The organism is Streptomyces globosus (genome assembly GCF_003325375.1).
Lineage (GTDB): Bacteria > Actinomycetota > Actinomycetes > Streptomycetales > Streptomycetaceae > Streptomyces > Streptomyces globosus_A.
This window is the reverse complement of record NZ_CP030862.1, coordinates 5,702,555-5,721,590: the sequence shown is the minus strand read 5'-3', so window position 1 is coordinate 5,721,590 and position 19,036 is coordinate 5,702,555. Positions and strand designations below refer to the sequence as shown.

Below are 19,036 nucleotides of genomic sequence, written 5' to 3'. Positions count from 1 at the left end.
AGAAGCAATGGCCGCGCCGGCAGATCCACCCGACGGACCCCCCGACGGCATCGGCGGGGGTGACGACGAGCTCCGCCCGGACGAGTACCGGTCGGTCGTGTTCGACGAGGACTTCGTCCGCGCTGCCCGCCTCCAGGAGTTCTCCGCGCAGGAGCGAATGGGCGAGCACGCACGGGCCGTCCGCAGCCGCTCCATCTGGTCGGGCAGCGGCCCCGCCAAGCCCCGGACCGGCACCCCGGGCCGCGCCGCCCGCCAGGGCATGCTGCTCGTCCTGCTCATCGCGGCGGCCTTCGCCGCGGCCGTGTACATGGGGCTGAGCAACCCCGCCGCGCCCCGGGCGCAGATCAGGACCGAGCCGCTGACCAGCACCGTCGTCCCGCTGGCCCCGGCCGTCGCGGTGCCCGGCGGGCAGCCCGCCGACCTGTTCGGGCAGGGCCCGGCCGCCGCATTCCGCACCGGGGCGGCCGGGATCACCATGCCGGCCGTCCGGCGCACCGCACACTTCACCGACGGGCAGGTCGTCACCGCCCTGTCCACCGCCAAGGACTACCTCGTGCAGTCCTCACTCGACCCGGACGTCCTCGCGGGCGCGGCCACCCGGCCCGTCCGGGCGCTGCTCGACCCGGACCAGCTGGAGCAGTTCGACCGCAGCATGGCCTCGCCCTCCGGCGACGGGCGGCACGCCGCCACGGGCTGGCTGGTCCGCTTCGACCGGGGCACCGCCGTCGCCGACCCGCGGGTCCGCGTCCACGGCACGCTCGCCTACGAGGAGGCCTCCCCGGAGGTCCTGGAGGTCACTGCCGACCACACCTTCGTGTACGCCGTACGGCCCGCCGCGGCGGCGCAGCCGGCCTCCGGCGAGGCCTCCCTCTTCACGGTCCGCCGCGAACTGCGCTTCCGTTTCGACCTGGAGGACCTCGCCGCCCGGCGGACGGAACTGGTGTCGGCCTATGTGCTGGCCGGCCCCCAGGCCTGCTCCGCCGACCCGGCCGGCGCCTTCCGCCCGCTCCCGGCCGGCACCGGGCCCACCACCGTGGGCCCGGCCGCGAGTGACCCGTACGCCGCGGGCCGACCGCGGCGCACCGGCGGCCTGTGCGGCGTGATGGCGCCGGCCGATTCGGCGGCGCCGCCCGTCAGCCCCGCCCCGTAGCGCCCTCCCCGGCCTCGCCGCCGGCCGCGCCCGCCGGACCGGAGGCGGACGCCGCCCCGGAGCCGGCCGCGCCGGTGAACTTGTCCCGCAGCCGGCCGCCCAGGTCGGCCGTCCCGCCCGCGATGCCGCCCACCAGCTTCATCAGCGGATCCCGGCTCGTGCGCACCGAGTCCGCGTAGTGCGCGGCCGACTGCCGGAAGGAGTCCGCCACCGAGGCGTCCTTGTCCTCGTCGCGCTTCGGGTAGTGGCCGTCCATGATCCGCTGGTAGTCCCGGCTCTGCGACCACTTCTTCAGCTCGGCCGCCCGCACCGCGGTGAAGGGGTGCGTCCGCGGCAGCATGTTGAGGATCTTCAGGACGGAGTCCCGCAGGTCGCCGCTCGACTCGTACTCCTCGGCCTGGGCGAGGAAGGCGTCCACGTTCATCTCGTGCAGGTGGTTGCCGCCCGCGATCTTCATCAGGCCGCGCATCGAGGCGTTCACGTCCTGCCCGACCAGCAGGCCCGCCCGGTCCGCCGACAGCTCCGACTTGCGGAACCACTCCCGCAGCGCCGTCACGATCGCGGAGATCGCCACCGTGCCCAGCGGGATCCAGGCCACCTTCAGCGCGAGGTTCGTCAGGAACAGCAGCACCGTGCGGTACACCGAGTGGCCCGACAGCGCGTGCCCCACCTCGTGGCCCACGACCGCCCGCATCTCCTCCTCGTCCAGGAGCTCCACCAGGGCCGTGGTCACCACGATGATCGGCTCGTCCAGCCCGATGCACATGGCATTCGGCTTCGGGTCCTGCTGGACGTACATCTGCGGGACCTTCTCCAGGTCCAGGATGTAGCAGGCGTCCCGGAGCATCTCGTGCAGGTGCGGGAACTGCGTCTCGCCCACCCGCACCGAGTCCGACAGGAACAGCAGCCGCAGGCTGCGCTCCGGCAGCAGCCCGCTCAGCGCCTTGAACACCGTGTCGAACCCGCTCAGCTTGCGGAGCGCCACCAGGGCGGACCGGTCCGCCGGGTGCTCGTACGCCCGCGACGAAATGCCTTCGAACCTCTTGCGGTCGCGCGCCGGCACCTTCTCGAAAACCGTCCCGCTCATGACGCCTCCCCCTCGATCGGACCTGGATGCACGTGCGTCTATCCTCTCCAACGCCTGAGTCGGCGTGAGCGTGCCCCAGGCCCCCGCATACGATGTGAGCGAGATCTCCGCCCGCTCCCCGACTCGATAGGTACCCCCTGATGAGCCTCACTTCAACCGCCCACTCCCTGGTTCTCCTCGCCTCGGAGGGGGCCGAGCAGCACGGCGGCAACCACGACAGCCTCAACCCGTACCTCACCGGCGGCGCCGCGCTCGTCATCCTGCTCCTGATGCTCTGGGTCACCACGCGCCTGAACCGCGACCGCTGAACCGCCCCGCGGGCGCGCACGCGCCCGACCCCGGTCCGCGGCAGCCGGCCGGGCCAGTAGGCTCTGCGCTCATGGGAGAGCAGGAGACGCCTACCGGCCCGGTCAAGCGCCGGCTCGGCGTGATGGGCGGGACATTCGACCCGATCCACCACGGACACCTGGTGGCCGCCAGTGAAGTGGCCGCCCTGTTCCACCTCGACGAGGTGGTCTTCGTACCGACGGGCGAGCCCTGGCAGAAGTCTCACCGGGCCGTGTCGCCCGCCGAGGACCGCTACCTCATGACCGTCATCGCGACGGCGTCCAACCCGCAGTTCTCGGTGAGCCGCATCGACATCGACCGCGGCGGGCCGACGTACACGATCGACACCCTCCGCGACCTCAGCGCGCTCAACCAGGACGCCGACCTCTTCTTCATCACCGGCGCCGACGCCCTCGCGCAGATCCTCACCTGGCGCAACGCCGACGAGCTCTTCTCCCTCGCCCACTTCATCGGGGTGACCCGGCCCGGCCACGCCCTCTCCGACGACGGCCTGCCCGAAGGCGGCGTCTCCCTCGTCGAGGTGCCCGCCCTGGCCATCTCCTCCACCGACTGCCGCACGCGCGTGGCCCAGGGCGACCCGGTCTGGTATCTGGTGCCGGACGGTGTGGTGCGCTACATCGACAAGCGTGAGCTGTACCGGGGAGCCTGAGCTCCCGGCGACGAGAGGGGCCCGCGGTGAACGACCGACAGGAGCCGTACGACCCGTACGGAGCCCGGGAGCAGCAGCTCATCGGCTACGACGCGTACGGGCGCCCGGTGTACGGCCCCGCGCCCGCCGCCCCGCAGGCACACCACCACGACCCGGGCACCGGGTACGCGGACCCCGGCCACGGACCGGGCCCGCACCACGGACCGGACCCCGTCCACGGCGCGGACCCGGCCTACGGCGGCACCCCCTCGTACGGCGGACAGCAGCACTACCCGGCGCAGCCCCAGCAGTACGCGCCCCCGCAGTACGCCCCCCAGCAGTACCCCGCGGCCGGTACGTACGGCCAGGACGCGCACCAGCAGCAACTGCGCGAGCAGTGGATCCCGCACCAGCAGCCCGCCCCCCAGCCCGCGGCCGCCCCCCAGCCCCCGGCCGCCTCCGCCGCCGCAGCGCCGCACACCGCCCAGGTCCCGGAGCCGCGCCGGGCGGCAGACGGCGCGGACGCAGGCGGTGCCGGGGACGGCGGCGGCGCCGGCTACCGGACGGAGCAGTTCGCGTTCCTCGACCAGCCGGACGAGGACTCCGACGACGTCATCGACTGGCTCAAGTTCACCGAGAGCCGCACCGAGCGCCGCGAGGAGGCCCGCCGCCGCGGCCGCAACCGCGTCGTCGCCCTGACCGCCGTCCTCGCGCTCCTCGCGGTCGCGGGCGCGGGCTACCTCTGGTGGGCGGGCATGCTGCCCTTCCTCGGCGGGGCCGACGGCAAGGGCACCGCCACCGCCGCCGGGCCCCAGAAGCGCGACATGATCGTCGTGCATGTCCACAACACGAAGAAGGGCGGCACCTCCACCGCCCTGCTCGTGGACAACGTCACGACGGGCCGGGGCGCCACCGTCCTGCTGCCCAACACCCTCGGCGTCACCGGGGACGACGGCACCGCCACCCCCCTGGGCAAGGCCGTCGAGAAGGGCGGCCTCGGCGTGCGCGAGTCCCTCGACTCGGTGCTCGGCACCGGCATCGGCGGCACCTGGCGCCTGGACACGCCGTTCCTGGACAACCTCGTCGAGCTCGTCGGCGGCATCGAGGCCGACACCGACACCGCGATCCCGGCCGACGACGCCGCCAAGATCCCCGCCGTGGGGCAGGGCGCGAAGCAGCACCTGAGCGGCGCCATGGCCGTCGCGTACGCCACCCACCGCGCCCCCGGCGAGCCGGAGGCCGAGCAGCTGGAGCGCCTCGGGCAGGTGCTGTATGGGGTGCTGCGCAAGATCCCCGGCGACGCGCAGTCGGCCACGACGACCGTGGAGAGCATGGGACAGATCCTCGACCCGTCCCTGAGCGCCGAGACCCTCGGCGCGATGCTGGCCAGGCTGGGCGAGCACGCCAAGGAGGGGCGGTCCGCGTACCGCACCGACGTACTCGGCGTGAAGCCCGACGGCTCGCTCACGGACGAGGCCAACCGGACCGTGGTCAAGGAGGTGCTCGGCGGCAGCTTCACCGCCGCGCAGCCCGGCGCCGCGCCGCGCGTGGGCCTGCGGGACGCCACCGGCGACGCCAAGGCGCAGGTCGCGGCCAGGGCCGCCCTCCTCAACGGCGGCTACACCTTCGTCGACGGCGGCAAGGCGGACCGGCAGCAGTCCGCGACCCAGGTCACCTACCAGGACGACGCCCAGCGGCCCCGGGCCGTCGAGGTCGCCAAGACGCTGGGGCTGCCGGAGACGGCGGTGAAGAAGGGCGAGAACCCGGTCAACGCCGACATCGTCGTGACGCTGGGCAGGGACTGGAAGCCCTCCTGACGTGCTTCCGGCCGGCGGCCGGAAGCACGGCGCGGGCGGCGTCGGCGGCACATGAGACCCTTGTAGGGATCTGCCCGCCGACCCGAAAGCATGGCCAGTGACCGCCACGGACCGCTCCATCGAGCTCATCACCACCGCCGCCCAGGCGGCGGCCGACCGGCTCGCGCACGACATCATCGCGTACGACGTCAGCGACGTGCTGTCGATCACCGACGCCTTCCTGCTCGCCTCGGCGCCCAACGACCGCCAGGTCAAGTCCATCGTCGACGAGATCGAGGAGCGCCTCCTCAAGGAGCTCGGCGCCAAGCCGGTACGCCGCGAGGGCGACCGCGACGCCCGCTGGATCCTGCTCGACTACGTCGACATCGTCGTCCACGTGCAGCACAGCGAGGAGCGGGTCTTCTACGCGCTGGAGCGCCTGTGGAAGGACTGCCCCGAGATCGAACTCCCCGAGGACGCCAAGCTGACGAAGGGCAAGGCCGAGGAGTACGCCAAGCTGCGCGAGGCGCAGGGCGACGACGACCTGGACGGTGATCTGTTCTGAGCGCGAGCACGCAGCCGGGCAAGGGCCCGGACCAGCAGCAGCCGGCGGCCGCCGCCGGCACGGCCCCCGGGCGGCCGGCCCGGACCGGCCGGAAGATCGTCCTGTGGCGGCACGGCCAGACGGCCTGGAACCTGGAGCGCCGCTTCCAGGGCTCCACGGACATCCCGCTGACCGAGACCGGTATGGCGCAGGCCCGCCGCGCCGCCCGCCTGCTGGCCTCCCTGGGGCCGGACGCCATCGTGGCCTCGGACCTCCAGCGGGCCTCCCGCACGGCGGCGGAGCTGGCCGCCGTCACGGGACTGCCCGTCGCCCGCACCGCCGCGCTGCGCGAGACGTACGCCGGCGAGTGGCAGGGCCTGACCCACGACGAGATCCTCGCCAAGCACGGCGAGCAGTACGCCGCGTGGAAGCGCGGCGAGCCCGTGCGCCGCGGCGGCGGCGAGCTGGAGACCGAGGTCGCCGACCGGGCGGCCCCGGTGGTGCTGGAGCACGCCGGGCGGCTGCCGGAGGGCGGCACGCTGGTGGTGGTCAGCCACGGCGGCACCATCCGCACGACGATCGGCCGGCTGCTCGGCCTGCAGCCGCACGACTGGGAGAGCCTCGGCGGGCTCTCCAACTGCTGCTGGTCCGTCCTGGGGGAGGGCGCCCGCGGCTGGCGCCTGCTCGAGCACAACGCCGGCACGCTGCCGGAACCCGTGCTCGGCGACGACGACTGAGCTCCGCAGGGGGCCCGTCTGAGCCCGTCTCAGAGGCGCCCCCGGCCCGGATTTCACTTTCCGGCTGGTCGCGGCTAAAGTTCTTCTTGTTCGCAGCGCGGAACACCGGAAACGGGGGAGCGAGGCGGAGAGCGGGGCTATAGCTCAGTTGGTAGAGCGCTTGCATGGCATGCAAGAGGTCAGGAGTTCAATTCTCCTTAGCTCCACAATCAGGATCCCGTCCCCAACAGGGGGCGGGATCCTTGCGTTTGCCCCTTGCCTGCGCTTGCTGACCTGCCGCGCGCCCGCGTGGCAGAATCGGACGGCCGGAGGGGGAGTCGACGGCCCGACGCGGGAGGGAGTCGCTGACGGATGGGTGCACACCGGCGCCGGTGCGACTGGTGCAACAACGGCACGCCGATCGTGCGGGACATGGACCCGGTCAACCCCGACTACCAGTACTGGTGCGAGGAATGCGCACGGGCGCTGATCATCAAGGGCGACCCCATCGAGACGTACCGCGAGCTGGAGGGCGAGCCGATCTACGGCCGGCTCCTCGACGAGCACTGCACGCTCAAGCGCTTCTACCAGTTCGCCCGGGCCTAGATGCCGCAAAACGGGCAAAGATGGACATGTCGACCGGCTCGGAATCTCGTTTTTGGACCTGGCCCGGAACCGTGTAATGTTCTGGGTGTCGCCAGGGGGAACCGGCAAGGGAAACCGAGAAGGGGCCCGGCGGCAGAGAAGCAAGGGGCTATAGCTCAGTTGGTAGAGCGCTTGCATGGCATGCAAGAGGTCAGGAGTTCAATTCTCCTTAGCTCCACAGTACGGAAGCGGGCCACCCGGATCGGGTGGCCCGCTTCTCGTTGTGCGGAACGCCCGAGCGGCCGCCGGGACCGCTGCGGTACCCTGGCGCCATGCGTGCCGTACGCCTTCTGCTTACCGAGCCGCGCTGATCAGGGCCGACCCCGCGATGGTCGGCATCGGCGCGGCTCCCCCTCCTGTGCGAGGGGTTTTTTCGTTTGGGCAGGCAGAGACGGCAGAGACGATCGATGGAGCTTCCGAAGACATGAGCGAGACGAACACCCCGGCCGCCGAGGCGGCCGAGGCGCACCGTTACACGGCCGCCATGGCCGCCGACATCGAGGCACGCTGGCAGGACGTCTGGGACGCGCAGGGCACCTACGAGGCCCCGAACCCCGTCGGCGACCTGGCCGGGGACGCCGAGGCCGTCGCGCGCCCCAAGAAGTTCATCATGGACATGTTCCCCTACCCCTCCGGTGCCGGCCTGCACGTCGGCCACCCGCTGGGCTACATCGCGACCGACGTCTACGCCCGCCACCAGCGGATGAGCGGCCACAACGTCCTGCACACCCTGGGCTTCGACGCCTTCGGCCTGCCGGCGGAGCAGTACGCCGTGCAGACCGGCACGCACCCGCGCGTGTCCACCGAGGCGAACATCGAGAACATGAAGAAGCAGCTGCGCCGCCTGGGCCTCGGCCACGACAAGCGCCGCTCCTTCGCCACGATCGACCCGGACTACTACAAGTGGACCCAGTGGATCTTCCTGCAGATCTACAACGCCTGGTACGACGCCGACGCGAAGAAGGCCCGCCCCATCGCCGAGCTGGTCGCCGCCTTCGAGGACGGCAGCCGTGAGGTCCCCGGCGGCCGCGCCTGGGCCGAGCTGGACGCCGCCGAGCGGTCCGCGGTCCTGAACGACTTCCGGCTGGCGTACGCCTCGGACGCCCCCGTGAACTGGTGCCCCGGCCTGGGCACCGTCCTGGCCAACGAGGAGGTCACCGCCGACGGCCGTTCCGAGCGCGGCAACTTCCCCGTCTTCAAGGCCAAGCTGAGCCAGTGGAACATGCGGATCACCGCGTACGCCGACCGGCTGCTGGACGACCTGGACGCGCTGGACTGGCCCGAGGCCATCAAGCTGCAGCAGCGGAACTGGATCGGCCGCTCCGAGGGCGCCCGCGTCGACTTCGCCGTCGGCGACGGCACCGTCACCGTCTTCACCACCCGCCCCGACACCCTGTTCGGCGCCACCTACATGGTGCTGGCGCCCGAGCACCCGCTCGTCGAGAAGATCGTCCCGGCCGAGTGGCCCGAGGGCACCCGCCAGGTGTGGACCGGCGGCTCGGCGACCCCGTCCGAGGCCGTGGACTCCTACCGCAAGCAGGCCGCCGCCAAGTCGGACGTCGAGCGCCAGGCCGAGGCCAAGGACAAGACCGGCGTCTTCACCGGCGCGTACGCCGTCAACCCGGTCAGCGGCGACCCGGTCCCCGTCTTCATCGCCGACTACGTGCTGATGGGCTACGGCACCGGCGCGATCATGGCCGTCCCGGCACACGACTCACGCGACTTCGCCTTCGCGCAGGCCTTCGAGCTGCCGATCCGCTGCGTCGTCGAGCCCTCCGACGGCCGCGACGCCGACCCCGCCGAGTGGGAGGACGCGTTCACCTCGTACGACGGCACCATCGTCAACTCGGCCGGCGAGGGCATCTCGCTGGACGGCATGGGCGTCGTCGAGGCGAAGGCCGCCATCACCGCCTGGCTGACCGAGCGGGGCATCGGCGAGGGCACCGTCAACTTCCGCCTGCGCGACTGGCTGTTCAGCCGCCAGCGGTACTGGGGCGAGCCGTTCCCGATCGTCTACGACGAGGACGGCGTCGCGCACCCCCTGCCCGAGTCGATGCTGCCGCTGGAGCTGCCCGAGGTCGAGGACTACTCGCCGCGCACCTTCGAGCCCGACGACGCCGCCTCCCAGCCCGAGACCCCGCTGTCCCGCAACGAGGCCTGGGTCAACGTCGAGCTGGACCTGGGCGACGGCCGCGGCGTGCGCTCCTACCGGCGCGAGACCAACACCATGCCCAACTGGGCCGGCTCCTGCTGGTACGAGCTGCGCTACCTGGACCCGCACAACAGCGAGGCCCTGGTCGACCCGGAGATCGAGCAGTACTGGATGGGCCCGCGCGAGGGCGCGCCGCACGGCGGCGTCGACCTGTACGTCGGCGGCGCCGAGCACGCCGTGCTGCACCTGCTCTACGCCCGCTTCTGGTCGAAGGTGCTGTTCGACCTGGGCCACGTCTCCTCGGCGGAGCCGTTCCACAAGCTGTTCAACCAGGGCATGATCCAGGCGTACGCGTACACCGACGAGCGCGGCGTGTACGTCCCGGCGGCCGAGGTCGAGGAGCGCGACGGCGGCTACTTCTTCGAGGGCCGGCCGGTCAGGCGCGAGCACGGCAAGATGGGCAAGTCCCTGAAGAACGCCGTCACGCCCGACGAGATCTGCGAGGAGTACGGCGCGGACACCCTGCGCCTGTACGAGATGGCCATGGGCCCCCTGGACGTCTCGCGGCCGTGGGACACCCGCGCCGTGGTCGGCCAGTACCGCCTGCTCCAGCGCCTGTGGCGCAACATCGTGGACGAGGAGACGGGCGCCGTCACCGTCGTCGACGGCGAGCCGGGCGAGGACACCCTGCGCGCCCTGCACAAGGCGATCGACGGGGCCGGCGCCGACATGGCGGGCCTGCGCTTCAACACCGCCATCGCCAAGATCACCGAGCTGAACAACTTCCTGACCAAGGCGGGCCGCCCGCTGGAGCGCCCGGTCGCCGAGGCGCTGGTCCTGCTGGTCGCCCCGCTGGCCCCGCACATCGCGGAGGAGCTGTGGCACCGCCTGGGCCACACCGGCTCGGTCGTGCACCAGGCCTTCCCGGTGGCCGACCCGGCGTATGTGGTGGACGAGACCGTCACCTGCGTCGTCCAGGTCAAGGGCAAGGTCAAGGCGCGCCTGGAGGTGCCGCCGGCGATCTCCGAGGCCGACCTGGAGCAGCTGGCGCTCGCCGACGCGGCGGTCGTGGCGGCCGTGGGCGGGGCCGAGATCCGCAAGGTGATCGTCCGCGCGCCCAAGCTGGTCAACATCGTCGTCTGACGGTGGGGGCCGGCCTCTGGGGCCGGCTTGTCCGCCGCCGCTCGGGGTCTTCCCGTACGGGCAGGTTGGGGGTTCGATGGGAACCCCCAACCTGCCCGCGGCGTTTACGGTGGAGGGGACGGAAAACGGCAGGGGAAGGGGTCCTCGTGGAGGCAGGCGCGTTGATCATCATGTTCACCTTGGTGATGCTGTTCGCCCTCCTGGGCCTCGGCGCCTGGGCCACGGTCAAGGCGGTCGGCGCGGCGAAGCGCGGCGTGGACCGGACGATCACCCAGGCCAAGCGGACCGTGGAGGACACCGCGCTCAAGGCGAAGAGCATCGGCCAGGTCGGGGTGCCCGGCTCGCTCGCCCAGCTGCGGCTGGACCTGCGGACGTCCATGCGCACCACGCAGGAGGCCCTCAGGGAGGGCTCCCGGGCCGACGCCTCGCTGAAGGAGTCGCTCGTCCTGTTCGAGCGGCTCAGCGCGCACGGCCACGAGCTGGACGACGAGCTGAAGCGGCTGGAGCAGGAGCCCGACCGGGCCCGGGTCGCCGCGGCCCTGCCCGACCTGCGGGAGCGGGTGGCGAAGATCACGCAGTCCGCGGACGCCCTGAGGTGGGCCGCGCGCGACCGGGCCCGCCGGTTCGCCGAGGACGAGCTGTCGACCCTGTCGGCGCAGATCGAGGTCGAGTCGGACGCACTGCGGGACTACGCCTCGCGCCGGGACCCCCTGGACGACCTCGCGGAGGCCGCAGCGGCATGGGACGCGGCGGCGGGCCCGGCAGCCGGGTCGGCGGCCGGGCGGGGGAACGGCCGGGGCGAGGAGCGGCAGGACCCGCGCGGACATCGGGGGGCTTCGCAGACTCCCGCCCTCGATCCCGCCGCGCCGGCCCCGCAGTACCCGTGGCAGAAGAGCACCCGGCCCGAAACGACGACCTGAGGCGAGCCCGGCCGCGGGCCGGTGGACGGTCCCGGGCGCGGGCGGTTGCGTCCGCTCCCCACGCGTGGGGAGGGGTCGGGCTGCCGACCCGCCCGCTCTGGCGGTAACCTCCGCCTCATGTCCCGCCATGTCGCGATCGTCACCGATTCCACGGCCTACCTGCCCCCACCGGCAATGGCGCGGCACGGAATCACCTCCGTCCCGCTGACCGTGGTCCTCGGCGACGAGGCCCTCGAAGAGGGGACCGAGATCTCGGCGCGCAGCCTGGCCCTCGCGCTGCAGAAGCGCCGGTCCGTCACCACGTCCCGGCCGAGCCCCGAAGAGTTCGTCCGGGCCTACCGGGCGGTCGCGGAGAGCGGCGCAGAGGCCATCGTGAGCCTGCACCTGTCCGCGGAGTTCTCCGGCACCTACGACGCCGCCGTGCTGGCTGCGAAGACGGCTCCGGTGCCGGTGCGCGTCGTCGACACCGGCATGGTCGCCATGGCCCTCGGCTTCTGCGCCCTGGCGGCGGCCGAGACCGCCGAGGCGGGCGGCTCCCTCGACGAGGCGGTGGCCGCCGCGGAGAAGCGGGCCGCGGACATGGCCGCGTACTTCTACGTGGACACCCTCGACTACCTCCGCCGCGGCGGCCGCATCGGCGCCGCACAGGCCCTCCTCGGCTCGGCCCTGGCCGTCAAGCCGCTGCTCACCCTGGACGGCGGCCGGATCCAGATGCTGGAGAAGGTGCGCACAGCCTCCAAGGCCATCGCGCGGCTGGAGGAGTTGGCGGTCGAGCAGGCGGGCGCGGCGAGCGTCGACGTGGCCGTGCACCACCTGGCTGCTCCCGAGCGGGCGGAGAAGCTGGCGCAGCGGCTGCGGGAACGCATCCCCGGGCTGGTGGAACTGCACGTCAGTGAGGTCGGCGCGGTCATCGGCGCCCACACGGGGCCGGGGCTGCTGGCGGCGGTGGTCTCCCCGCGCTGACCCGGCGGCGTGCACCGGAACGGGTGGCCCGGTTGTCCACAACGGCGGCGCCGTCCACCGGAATTGAAGGTTCCGAACGGGGTCGGGGAGATGTCCCTACCGTCGTGGCATGACTCTTCACACACGCCGTACGCGCCGCCCCGGAGCCGCCTCGGGCCCGGGCCGGCCACCGCACTCCGACCACCCGCTGCGACACCGCCGCGGGCGGCCCCGCCGACGTGACGCCGGGCAGCCCGATCCGGCCGCCCTCCGCCGGCGCGCCGAAGCCCTCCTCGGCGGAGTCACCCCACGTCCAGCCCTACCGCCGCCGTCTCCGCCGACCCCTGTCCCGCCGCCCGACTCCCCGCCGCGCGACTCCCCGCCGTCCGACGCTGCCGGGCTGGATCCGCCTCGGCCTGTAGCACCGCCTCGGCCGGCAGACCCCCCTCGACCGGCAGAGCCCGCCGGGTTGACCCATCGAGCCTGGTCGGCCGGCCCGCCCCGGCCGCCCAGTGCGTCGGAGTCCGGCGCTGCTGCGGGCGCTGCCCTGCGTGCGGTTGCGGGCCCGCCGGCGGACCCGGCCTGGCCTGCGGATGCGGTCGGGCGTGCGGCACCCGGACGTGCCGGGGTCCCGGGCCGGCCATGGGATGCGGTGCGGCCTGCGGGTGTGGCCGGTCGTGTGGAGACCAGCGGCGCCGCAGGGCCCGGCCTCCCGGCCGATCACGCCGGGTCCGGGTCCGGGGGCGCGGTCAGGGGTGCGGAGCCCGGCGCTGCCGCGGTGCCGGTCTGGCAGGGAGGTCCGGGCCGGTCCGGGAGCGCGGTCAGAGGTGCGCAACCCGGCGGTGCTGCGGTGCCGGGCCGGTCCGGGGCTGCGGAGGGGGTCGGGCGGGCGGAGACCGGCGGGGCTGCGGTATCGGGGCGGCCCTGGGAGGCGGTCGGGGTTGCACAGTCCGTGCGGACCGCGGAGCCGCCGGTGGCCGGGGAGGCCGGCGGGGCCCGGGGCATGTGGTGGCTCGGGGTGCGGGAGCGGCTGCCGCTGTGGGTCCAGGCGCGGCTGGAGGTGCGGCCCCGGGCGGTGGCCGCCGTCGCGGTGGTCCTGGCGGCCGCAGTGGCGTTCGGGGCGCAGCAGTTCTGGTCGGCGCGGCCGCGGCCGGTGACGCCGCCCGCGGTGGTCGCCCCGGCCCTGGCGCCTTCCCCGTCGCCGGGCGTCGCCCCGGCCGCGCCCGCCGCCGCTGCCGGGCCGGCCTCCCGTGTCGTGGTGGACGTCGGCGGCAAGGTTCGCGATCCGGGGCTTCGGCGGCTGCCCACCGGCTCCCGCGTGGAGGATGCGCTCGCCGCAGCCGGGGGAGTGCTGCCCGGTGCGGACACCACCGGGCTCAACCGGGCCCGCGTCCTCGTTGACGGTGAGCAGGTGCTGGTCGGGGTGCCCGCACCGGCCGCACCGCCCGGCCAAGCGGCCCCCGGCGGGCCTGCCGCCGGGCCGCTCAGCCTCGGGACGGCCACCGTCGAGCAGTTGGACGCCCTGCCCGGGGTGGGGCCGGTGCTGGCCCGGCACATCGTCGACTTCCGCACCGCCCGCGGCGGCTTCCGCTCGGTGGAGGAGCTCCGGCAGGTCAACGGCATCGGCGAGCGGCGCTTCGCCGACCTCCGGAAGCTGGTGCGGCCGTGAACCGCGGGACTGCTGTCCGGAGGGCGTCCGGCAGCCTCACGCCCGGCCAGGGCACCGACCCCGAGCGGGGGCCGGCGGACCTGCGGCTGGTGGGGCCCGCACTGGCGGCCTGGGCGGCGGCCGCGGCCGCGCTCGGCGCGCCCGGCGTGTGGACCGCCGCCGGGGCCGTCTGCGCCCTCGCGGGGGCCGGGCTGCTGCTGTGCGCCGGGTGCCGGCGCCCGGAGCGCCTGTGGCGGGCCGGGACGGCCGCCGCCCTCGCGCTGCTGTGCGCCGCGGCCGGCGCCGCCGCGGCGGGGCTGACCCGGGCCGAGGAGCGGGCCGGGCCCGTCCCCGACCTGGCCCGGCAGCATGCCCGGGTGGTCGCCGAGGTGGCCGTCACCGCCGACCCGCGGACCGTCCGAGGGGGCAGCGGCCCGCCGCTGGTCGTGGTGGACGCGCTGCTGACCCGGGTGGCGGCGCCCGGCCGGGGCCATGTCCGGGTGGCCACACCGGTGCGCGTCCTCGCCTCCGGCCCGGGATGGGTGCGGCTGCTGCCGTCCACCCGGGTCGCCGTGGAAGGCCGGCTGGGGCCCGGCAGGGCCGGCGAGCGGGCGGTCGCCGTGCTGCGGCCGCAGACCGGCACCGGCCCCGCGGTGACCGGCCCGCCCACGGCCGTCCAGCAGGCGGCCGGGCGGCTCCGGCAGGGGCTGCGCACCGCCACCGAGGGGCTCGCCGCCGACCCGAGGGCCCTGCTGCCGGCGCTTGTCGTCGGGGACACCTCCAGGGTCCCGCCCGACCTGCACGAGGCGTTCCGGGCCACCGACCTGCTGCACCTGCTGGCCGTGTCCGGGTCCAACCTGACCGTGGTGCTGTTCCTGCTCATCGGGCCGCCTGCGCGGGCCCAGCTGGCCGAACGGCGCGGACTCGCGCCCCGCCTGGGGCTCTCCCTGCGGGCGACCGCCCTCGCCGGGGCGGCGCTGGTACTGGCGTTCATCGCCGTCTGCCGGCCCGACCCCAGCGTGCTGCGGGCCGCGGCCTGCGGGGCGATCGGCCTGCTGGCCGTCGCCACCGGCCGGCGGCGGTCGCTGCTGCCGGCACTGGCCGCGGCCGCGCTGCTGCTCCTCCTCCACGATCCGTGGCTGGCCCGCAGCCCCGGATTCCTGCTCTCCGTCCTCGCCACCGGCGCCCTGCTGACCCTCGCCCCGCGGTGGAGCCGGACCCTGCGGCGGCGCGGGATGCCGGCCCGCCCCGCGGAGGCGCTCGCGGCCGCGGCCGCCGCGCAGGCGGTGTGCGCGCCGGTGGTCGCGGTGCTCTCCGCCCGGGTCAGCCTCGTCGGGGTGCCGTGCAACCTGCTCGCGGAGTTCGCGGCCGCTCCGGCGACCGTGCTCGGCTTCGCCGCGCTGGCGGCCGCCCCGCTGTACCCGCCCGCCGCGCAGGTGCTCGCCTGGTGCGCGGCCTGGCCGGCCGGGTGGATCGCCGCGGTGGCGCGGGCGGGCGCCCGGCTGCCCGGTGCGGAGCTCGCATGGCCCGGTGGGCTCGGCGGAGGGCTGCTGCTGGCAGCGGCCGCGGGGGCCGCCGTACTGCTCGGGCCTCGGCTGGTCCGCCGGCCGTGGGCGTGCGCCGGGCTTGCGGTGCTGCTGCTCGCCGCGCTGCTGCGGCCGCCGCAGCTCACCCGTACGCTCACGGGCTGGCCGCCGCCCGACTGGAGCTACGTGCAGTGCGCCGTTGGGCAGGGCGACGCCGCCGTCCTGGCCGCGGGCCCCGGCACGGCCGTCGTCGTGGACGCGGGGCCCGAACCGGGGCCGGTGGACTCCTGCCTGCGTGCCCTCGGGGTGCGGCGGGTGCCGCTGCTGCTCCTGACGCACTTCCACGCCGACCACGTCGGAGGCCTCCGCGGGGTGTTGGACGGCCGGTCGGTCGGCGTGATCCAGACCACTGCGCTGGAAGAGCCCGCCGGGCAGGCCGCGTTCGTCCGGAGGGCCGCCGCGGCGGCCGGCGTCCCGGTCGTGCCCGCCTGGGCGGGGGAGCGGCGCCGGGCCGGGCCGCTCGAATGGCAGGTGCTGTGGCCGCCGCCTGGCGGGCCTGCGCCCGACGGCGCCAACGACGCGAGCGTCGCCCTGCTGGCCCGCACCGGCGGGCTGACCCTGCTGCTGCTCGGGGACCTCGAACCGCCCGCACAGCAGGCCCTGTTGGGCAGCCGGCCGGACCTCGGGCCGGTCGACGTCCTGAAGGTCGCGCACCACGGATCCGCCCGCCAGGACGCGGAGCTGCACGCCCGGGTCAGGCCCCGCCTGGCGGTCGTCCCGGTGGGTGCGGGGAACCGCTACGGGCATCCCGCGCCGGGCACGCTCGCCCGTCTGAGGGCTCTCGGCGCGACCGTTCTGCGGACCGACACCGACGGATCGGTGGCCGTGGCCGGAAGCGGTCCGCGACTGCGCGCATTCCCAGCGCGACGAACGCGGCGACACGCCCATACCGGGCGTGCCCGCTCTGTTTGCCCGCAACCCGACCGCATGATCGAATGCGTTTTCGCCACAGCGGAACAAGTCCACACAGCACGGGGGTGCATCAACCATGTTCGGTCGCAGACGGGGGTCCGAGACGGCCGGGAGCGCCGGCTCGCACACATCCGCGACCCTGACGCTGCCTCACACGGCGCGCCTGCTCAGCTGCCGGGTCCTCGACACCGTGCACCAGCCGGTCCGGCGGGCCGCGTTCGAGGTGACCGATCCGATCGGCCGCCCCGTCGTCAGCGGGGAGACCGACCCGTACGGGGGGTTCACGGCGGCGGTCCCGGAGGGCGAGTACCGGCTCACGGTCACGGCGGAGGGCTACGCGCCGTTCCACGGGGCGACGCTGCTCGGGGACGCCGCGCCGGCCGGCACCGCGGAGATCATCCTCGACGCGGTGGAGCCGCCGCTGCTGCCCGCGCCCGGGCACTGGGAGATCGACCCGGGGCACTCCTCGATCGCGTTCACGGCCCGGCACATCGGCTTCGCAAGGATCCGGGGCCGGTTCACCACCTTCGCCGGCGCGGTCCGGATCGCCGACCGCATGGAGGACTCCTCCATGCACGTGATCATCGACACGGCGAGCATCGACACCGGTCTGCGGATGCGGGACGAGCACCTGCGCTCCGCGGACTTCCTGGACGCCGCCCGCCACCCGACGGTGGAGTTCTACAGCGAGCGGTTCATCCACCGCAGCGGCAGCCGGTGGGCTGTCGCGGGAGCCCTCACCCTGCGCGGCACGAGCCGCTCGGTGACCCTGGACACCGAGTACCTGGGGCTGGGGACGGGGATGGAGGGCGAGCCGAGGGCCGCCTGCCGGGCGACGGCCGGGCTCCACCGCGAGGACTTCGCCCTCGACTGGCAGTCGGTGCTGGCGGGCGGCATCGCCGCCATCGGCTCCGCCGTCGACGTCAGCCTCGACGTGCAGGTCGTCCGCAAGGCCTGACCCGGGCCGCCGGCCCGGCCCCCGGTCCTACGGGGCCTCCAGCCACCCTTCGTACGCGGCGGCGAGGCCGTCCAGCGCGGAGGCGTCGAGCCGGCTCTCCGGGTCCTCGACGACCACGAGCCACTGGGCGTCCTCGGCGTCGTCCTCCCCGGCCAGGGCGTCCCGGACCAACTGCGGCTCCTCGCCCGGCCCGAACCGCTCGACGACCTCCTCGGCCACCTCCTCGGCGGCGTCGCGGTCCGGCAGCACCAGTACATGTCGCACGTTCACGCGACCATTGTCGGGCACGGGGCGAGGGGGCCTGTCGGTGCGGCATGGGATCCTGGAGGCGATGGCCACCAGGAAGAACACCACCGACGATCCGCTCGCCCCGCTCACCCTCGCGGTGGGGCAGGAGGACCTGCTGCTCGACCGCGCCGTACGGGAGGTGGTGGCGGCCGCCCGCGCCGCCGACCCGGACACGGACGTGCGGGACCTGACGCCCGACCAGCTCCAGCCCGGCACCCTCGCCGAGCTGACCAGCCCCTCCCTGTTCTCCGAGCGGAAGGTGCTGGTCGTGCGCAACGCCCAGGACCTGTCCGCGGACACGGTCAAGGAGGTCAAGGCGTACGTCGGGGCGCCCATCGAGGACATCGCGCTCGTACTCCTCCACGCGGGCGGCGTGAAGGGCAAGGGCCTGCTGGACGCGGCCCGCAAGGCGGGCGCCCGCGAGGTCGCCTGCCCGAAGATGGCCAAGGCGGCGGACCGGCTGGCTTTCGTGCGGGGCGAGTTCCGCACTCTGGGCCGGTCGGCGACGCCGGAGGCCTGCCAGACGCTGGTCGACGCGATCGGTAGCGACCTGCGGGAGCTGGCGAGCGCCGTCGCTCAGCTGTGCGCGGACGTCGAGGGCACCATCGACGAGGCCGTCGTCGGCCGGTACTACACGGGGCGGGCGGAGGCCTCCAGCTTCACCGTCGCCGACCGGGCAGTGGAGGGCCGGGCCGCGGAGGCCCTCGAAGCCCTGCGCTGGTCCCTCGCGACGGGCGTCGCCCCCGTGCTGATCACCAGCGCGCTGGCCCAGGCCGTCCGGGCAATCGGCAAGCTGGCGTCCGCCCCGCGCGGGGCCCGCCCCGCCGACCTGGCGCGTGACCTCGGCATGCCGCCGTGGAAGATCGACCGGGTCCGCCAGCAGATGCGCGGCTGGTCCGCGGACGGCGTCGCCGACGCGCTGCGCGCCGTCGCCGAGGCCGACGCCGGCGTCAAGGGCGGCGGCGACGACCCGGAGTACGCCCTGGAGAAGGCGGTGGTGGCCGTGGCCCGCGCGGCCCGCCCCCGCCGCCCCGCCCACTGATCCGGCACGCCGAAGGCCCCGGCCGGCGCCCTGGGGAAGGGCGACGGCCGGGGCCTTCGGTTTCTGCTCTGGTGCGCCGCACCCGCGTGGCGAACGCAGGCCGCGTGCGGCGCTGGTCTCCCCGCCGGGGCGGGGGAGGTGCCGGTCAGGAGCGGAAGAGAGGGCCCGCTGGGTCCGTTCCGGCGATCACATCAGTGCTCAGCCCTGGAGGGAGGCAACCTTGGAAGCCAGCGCCGACTTCTTGTTGGCGGCCGAGTTCTTGTGGATGACACCCTTCGAAGCAGCCTTGTCCAGCTTGCGGGAGGCGACGCGCGCCGCCGCGGTGGCCTTCTCGACGTCGCCGGCGGCGACAGCCTCGTTGGCCTTGCGGATGAAGGTGCGGAGCTCGGACTTGACGGACTTGTTGCGCAGGCGCGCCTTCTCGTTCGTCTTGTTCCGCTTGATCTGGGACTTGATGTTCGCCACGAAAGAGCCTTTTCAGGTTCAGAGTTTGATCTTCCGGATGTGTCCCCCAGCTGAGAGGGCGTGGAA

General features: G+C 74.4%; 16 protein-coding genes, 2 tRNA genes and 1 pseudogene. 16 read left to right on the top strand and 3 right to left on the bottom strand.

The features are described 5' to 3' along the window. Positions 1-7: 7 nt before the first annotated feature. Positions 8-1,150: a hypothetical protein gene (locus C0216_RS25425; RefSeq protein WP_114057525.1), complete on the top strand. Its 1,143-nt coding sequence runs from the start codon at positions 8-10 to the stop codon at positions 1,148-1,150. On the opposite strand, the gene C0216_RS25420 is transcribed toward C0216_RS25425, so the two are convergent. Next, on the bottom strand, positions 1,134-2,237 hold the full coding sequence (locus tag C0216_RS25420) for a M48 family metallopeptidase (protein ID WP_114057524.1): 1,104 nt from the start codon (positions 2,235-2,237) through the stop codon (positions 1,134-1,136). The two genes, C0216_RS25425 and C0216_RS25420, sit on opposite strands and share 17 nt — an antisense overlap. A gap of 140 nt (positions 2,238-2,377) precedes the next feature. On the opposite strand from C0216_RS25420, the gene C0216_RS33940 reads away from it, so the two are divergent. The 14 genes and pseudogenes from C0216_RS33940 to C0216_RS25355 all read left to right on the top strand — a co-directional run bounded on the left by C0216_RS33940 (position 2,378) and on the right by C0216_RS25355 (position 17,175). Next, positions 2,378-2,545 carry a hypothetical protein gene (locus C0216_RS33940; RefSeq protein ID WP_174250456.1) on the top strand — a complete coding sequence of 56 codons (168 nt, stop codon included), beginning with the start codon at positions 2,378-2,380 and terminating at the stop codon, positions 2,543-2,545. Positions 2,546-2,616: 71 nt separating this feature from the next. Further along, the gene (gene nadD / locus C0216_RS25415; protein WP_114057523.1) at positions 2,617-3,234 is read left to right on the top strand and encodes a nicotinate-nucleotide adenylyltransferase; all 618 of its coding nucleotides are present in this window, start codon (positions 2,617-2,619) and stop codon (positions 3,232-3,234) included. Positions 3,235-3,260: 26 nt separating this feature from the next. Next, positions 3,261-5,030 (top strand): LCP family protein, encoded by a 1,770-nt coding sequence (locus tag C0216_RS25410; protein ID WP_114057522.1) that lies wholly within the window; start codon positions 3,261-3,263, stop codon positions 5,028-5,030. Positions 5,031-5,127: 97 nt separating this feature from the next. Beyond that, complete coding sequence (gene rsfS, locus C0216_RS25405; RefSeq protein ID WP_114057521.1) at positions 5,128-5,574, top strand: ribosome silencing factor; 447 nt, start codon at positions 5,128-5,130, stop codon at positions 5,572-5,574. A gap of 95 nt (positions 5,575-5,669) precedes the next feature. Further along, on the top strand, positions 5,670-6,290 hold the full coding sequence (locus C0216_RS25400) for a histidine phosphatase family protein (protein WP_114057520.1): 621 nt from the start codon (positions 5,670-5,672) through the stop codon (positions 6,288-6,290). A 133-nt stretch (positions 6,291-6,423) separates the two neighbouring features. Further along, positions 6,424-6,496 (top strand) — tRNA-Ala (locus C0216_RS25395). A 145-nt stretch (positions 6,497-6,641) separates the two neighbouring features. Continuing rightward, on the top strand, positions 6,642-6,875 hold the full coding sequence (locus tag C0216_RS25390) for a hypothetical protein (RefSeq protein ID WP_008738908.1): 234 nt from the start codon (positions 6,642-6,644) through the stop codon (positions 6,873-6,875). Between the two features lie 144 nt (positions 6,876-7,019). Then, a tRNA-Ala gene (locus C0216_RS25385) sits at positions 7,020-7,092 on the top strand. A 246-nt stretch (positions 7,093-7,338) separates the two neighbouring features. Then, positions 7,339-10,209, top strand: a complete 2,871-nt coding sequence (gene leuS, locus C0216_RS25380) for a leucine--tRNA ligase (RefSeq protein WP_114057519.1) — start codon at positions 7,339-7,341, stop codon at positions 10,207-10,209. Between the two features lie 170 nt (positions 10,210-10,379). Next, on the top strand, positions 10,380-11,129 hold the full coding sequence (locus C0216_RS25375; protein WP_114058903.1) for a hypothetical protein: 750 nt from the start codon (positions 10,380-10,382) through the stop codon (positions 11,127-11,129). Positions 11,130-11,246: 117 nt separating this feature from the next. Then, positions 11,247-12,092 carry a DegV family protein gene (locus tag C0216_RS25370; protein ID WP_114057518.1) on the top strand — a complete coding sequence of 282 codons (846 nt, stop codon included), beginning with the start codon at positions 11,247-11,249 and terminating at the stop codon, positions 12,090-12,092. 931 nt (positions 12,093-13,023) lie between these two features. After that, positions 13,024-13,740, top strand: a complete 717-nt coding sequence (locus C0216_RS34705; RefSeq protein ID WP_342777137.1) for a ComEA family DNA-binding protein — start codon at positions 13,024-13,026, stop codon at positions 13,738-13,740. Further along, positions 13,737-16,160, top strand: a pseudogene (locus C0216_RS25360) (ComEC/Rec2 family competence protein); the annotation flags it as partial. The gene C0216_RS34705 and the pseudogene C0216_RS25360, both read left to right, overlap by 4 nt. Before the next feature lie 133 nt (positions 16,161-16,293). After that, the gene (locus C0216_RS25355; protein WP_114057517.1) at positions 16,294-17,175 is read left to right on the top strand and encodes a YceI family protein; all 882 of its coding nucleotides are present in this window, start codon (positions 16,294-16,296) and stop codon (positions 17,173-17,175) included. A 27-nt stretch (positions 17,176-17,202) separates the two neighbouring features. Here C0216_RS25355 and C0216_RS25350 read toward each other — a convergent pair whose 3' ends face one another. Beyond that, entirely contained in the window at positions 17,203-17,445 is a 243-nt protein-coding gene (locus C0216_RS25350) for a hypothetical protein (protein WP_114057516.1), read from the bottom strand. A gap of 61 nt (positions 17,446-17,506) precedes the next feature. Here C0216_RS25350 and holA point away from each other — a divergent pair, with 61 nt between their 5' ends. Further along, positions 17,507-18,505, top strand: a complete 999-nt coding sequence (gene holA / locus C0216_RS25345; RefSeq protein ID WP_114057515.1) for a DNA polymerase III subunit delta — start codon at positions 17,507-17,509, stop codon at positions 18,503-18,505. A gap of 198 nt (positions 18,506-18,703) precedes the next feature. Here the strand turns inward: holA and rpsT are convergent, their stop codons facing one another. Further along, on the bottom strand, positions 18,704-18,970 hold the full coding sequence (gene rpsT / locus C0216_RS25340; RefSeq protein ID WP_114057514.1) for a 30S ribosomal protein S20: 267 nt from the start codon (positions 18,968-18,970) through the stop codon (positions 18,704-18,706). Positions 18,971-19,036 lie beyond the last annotated feature (66 nt).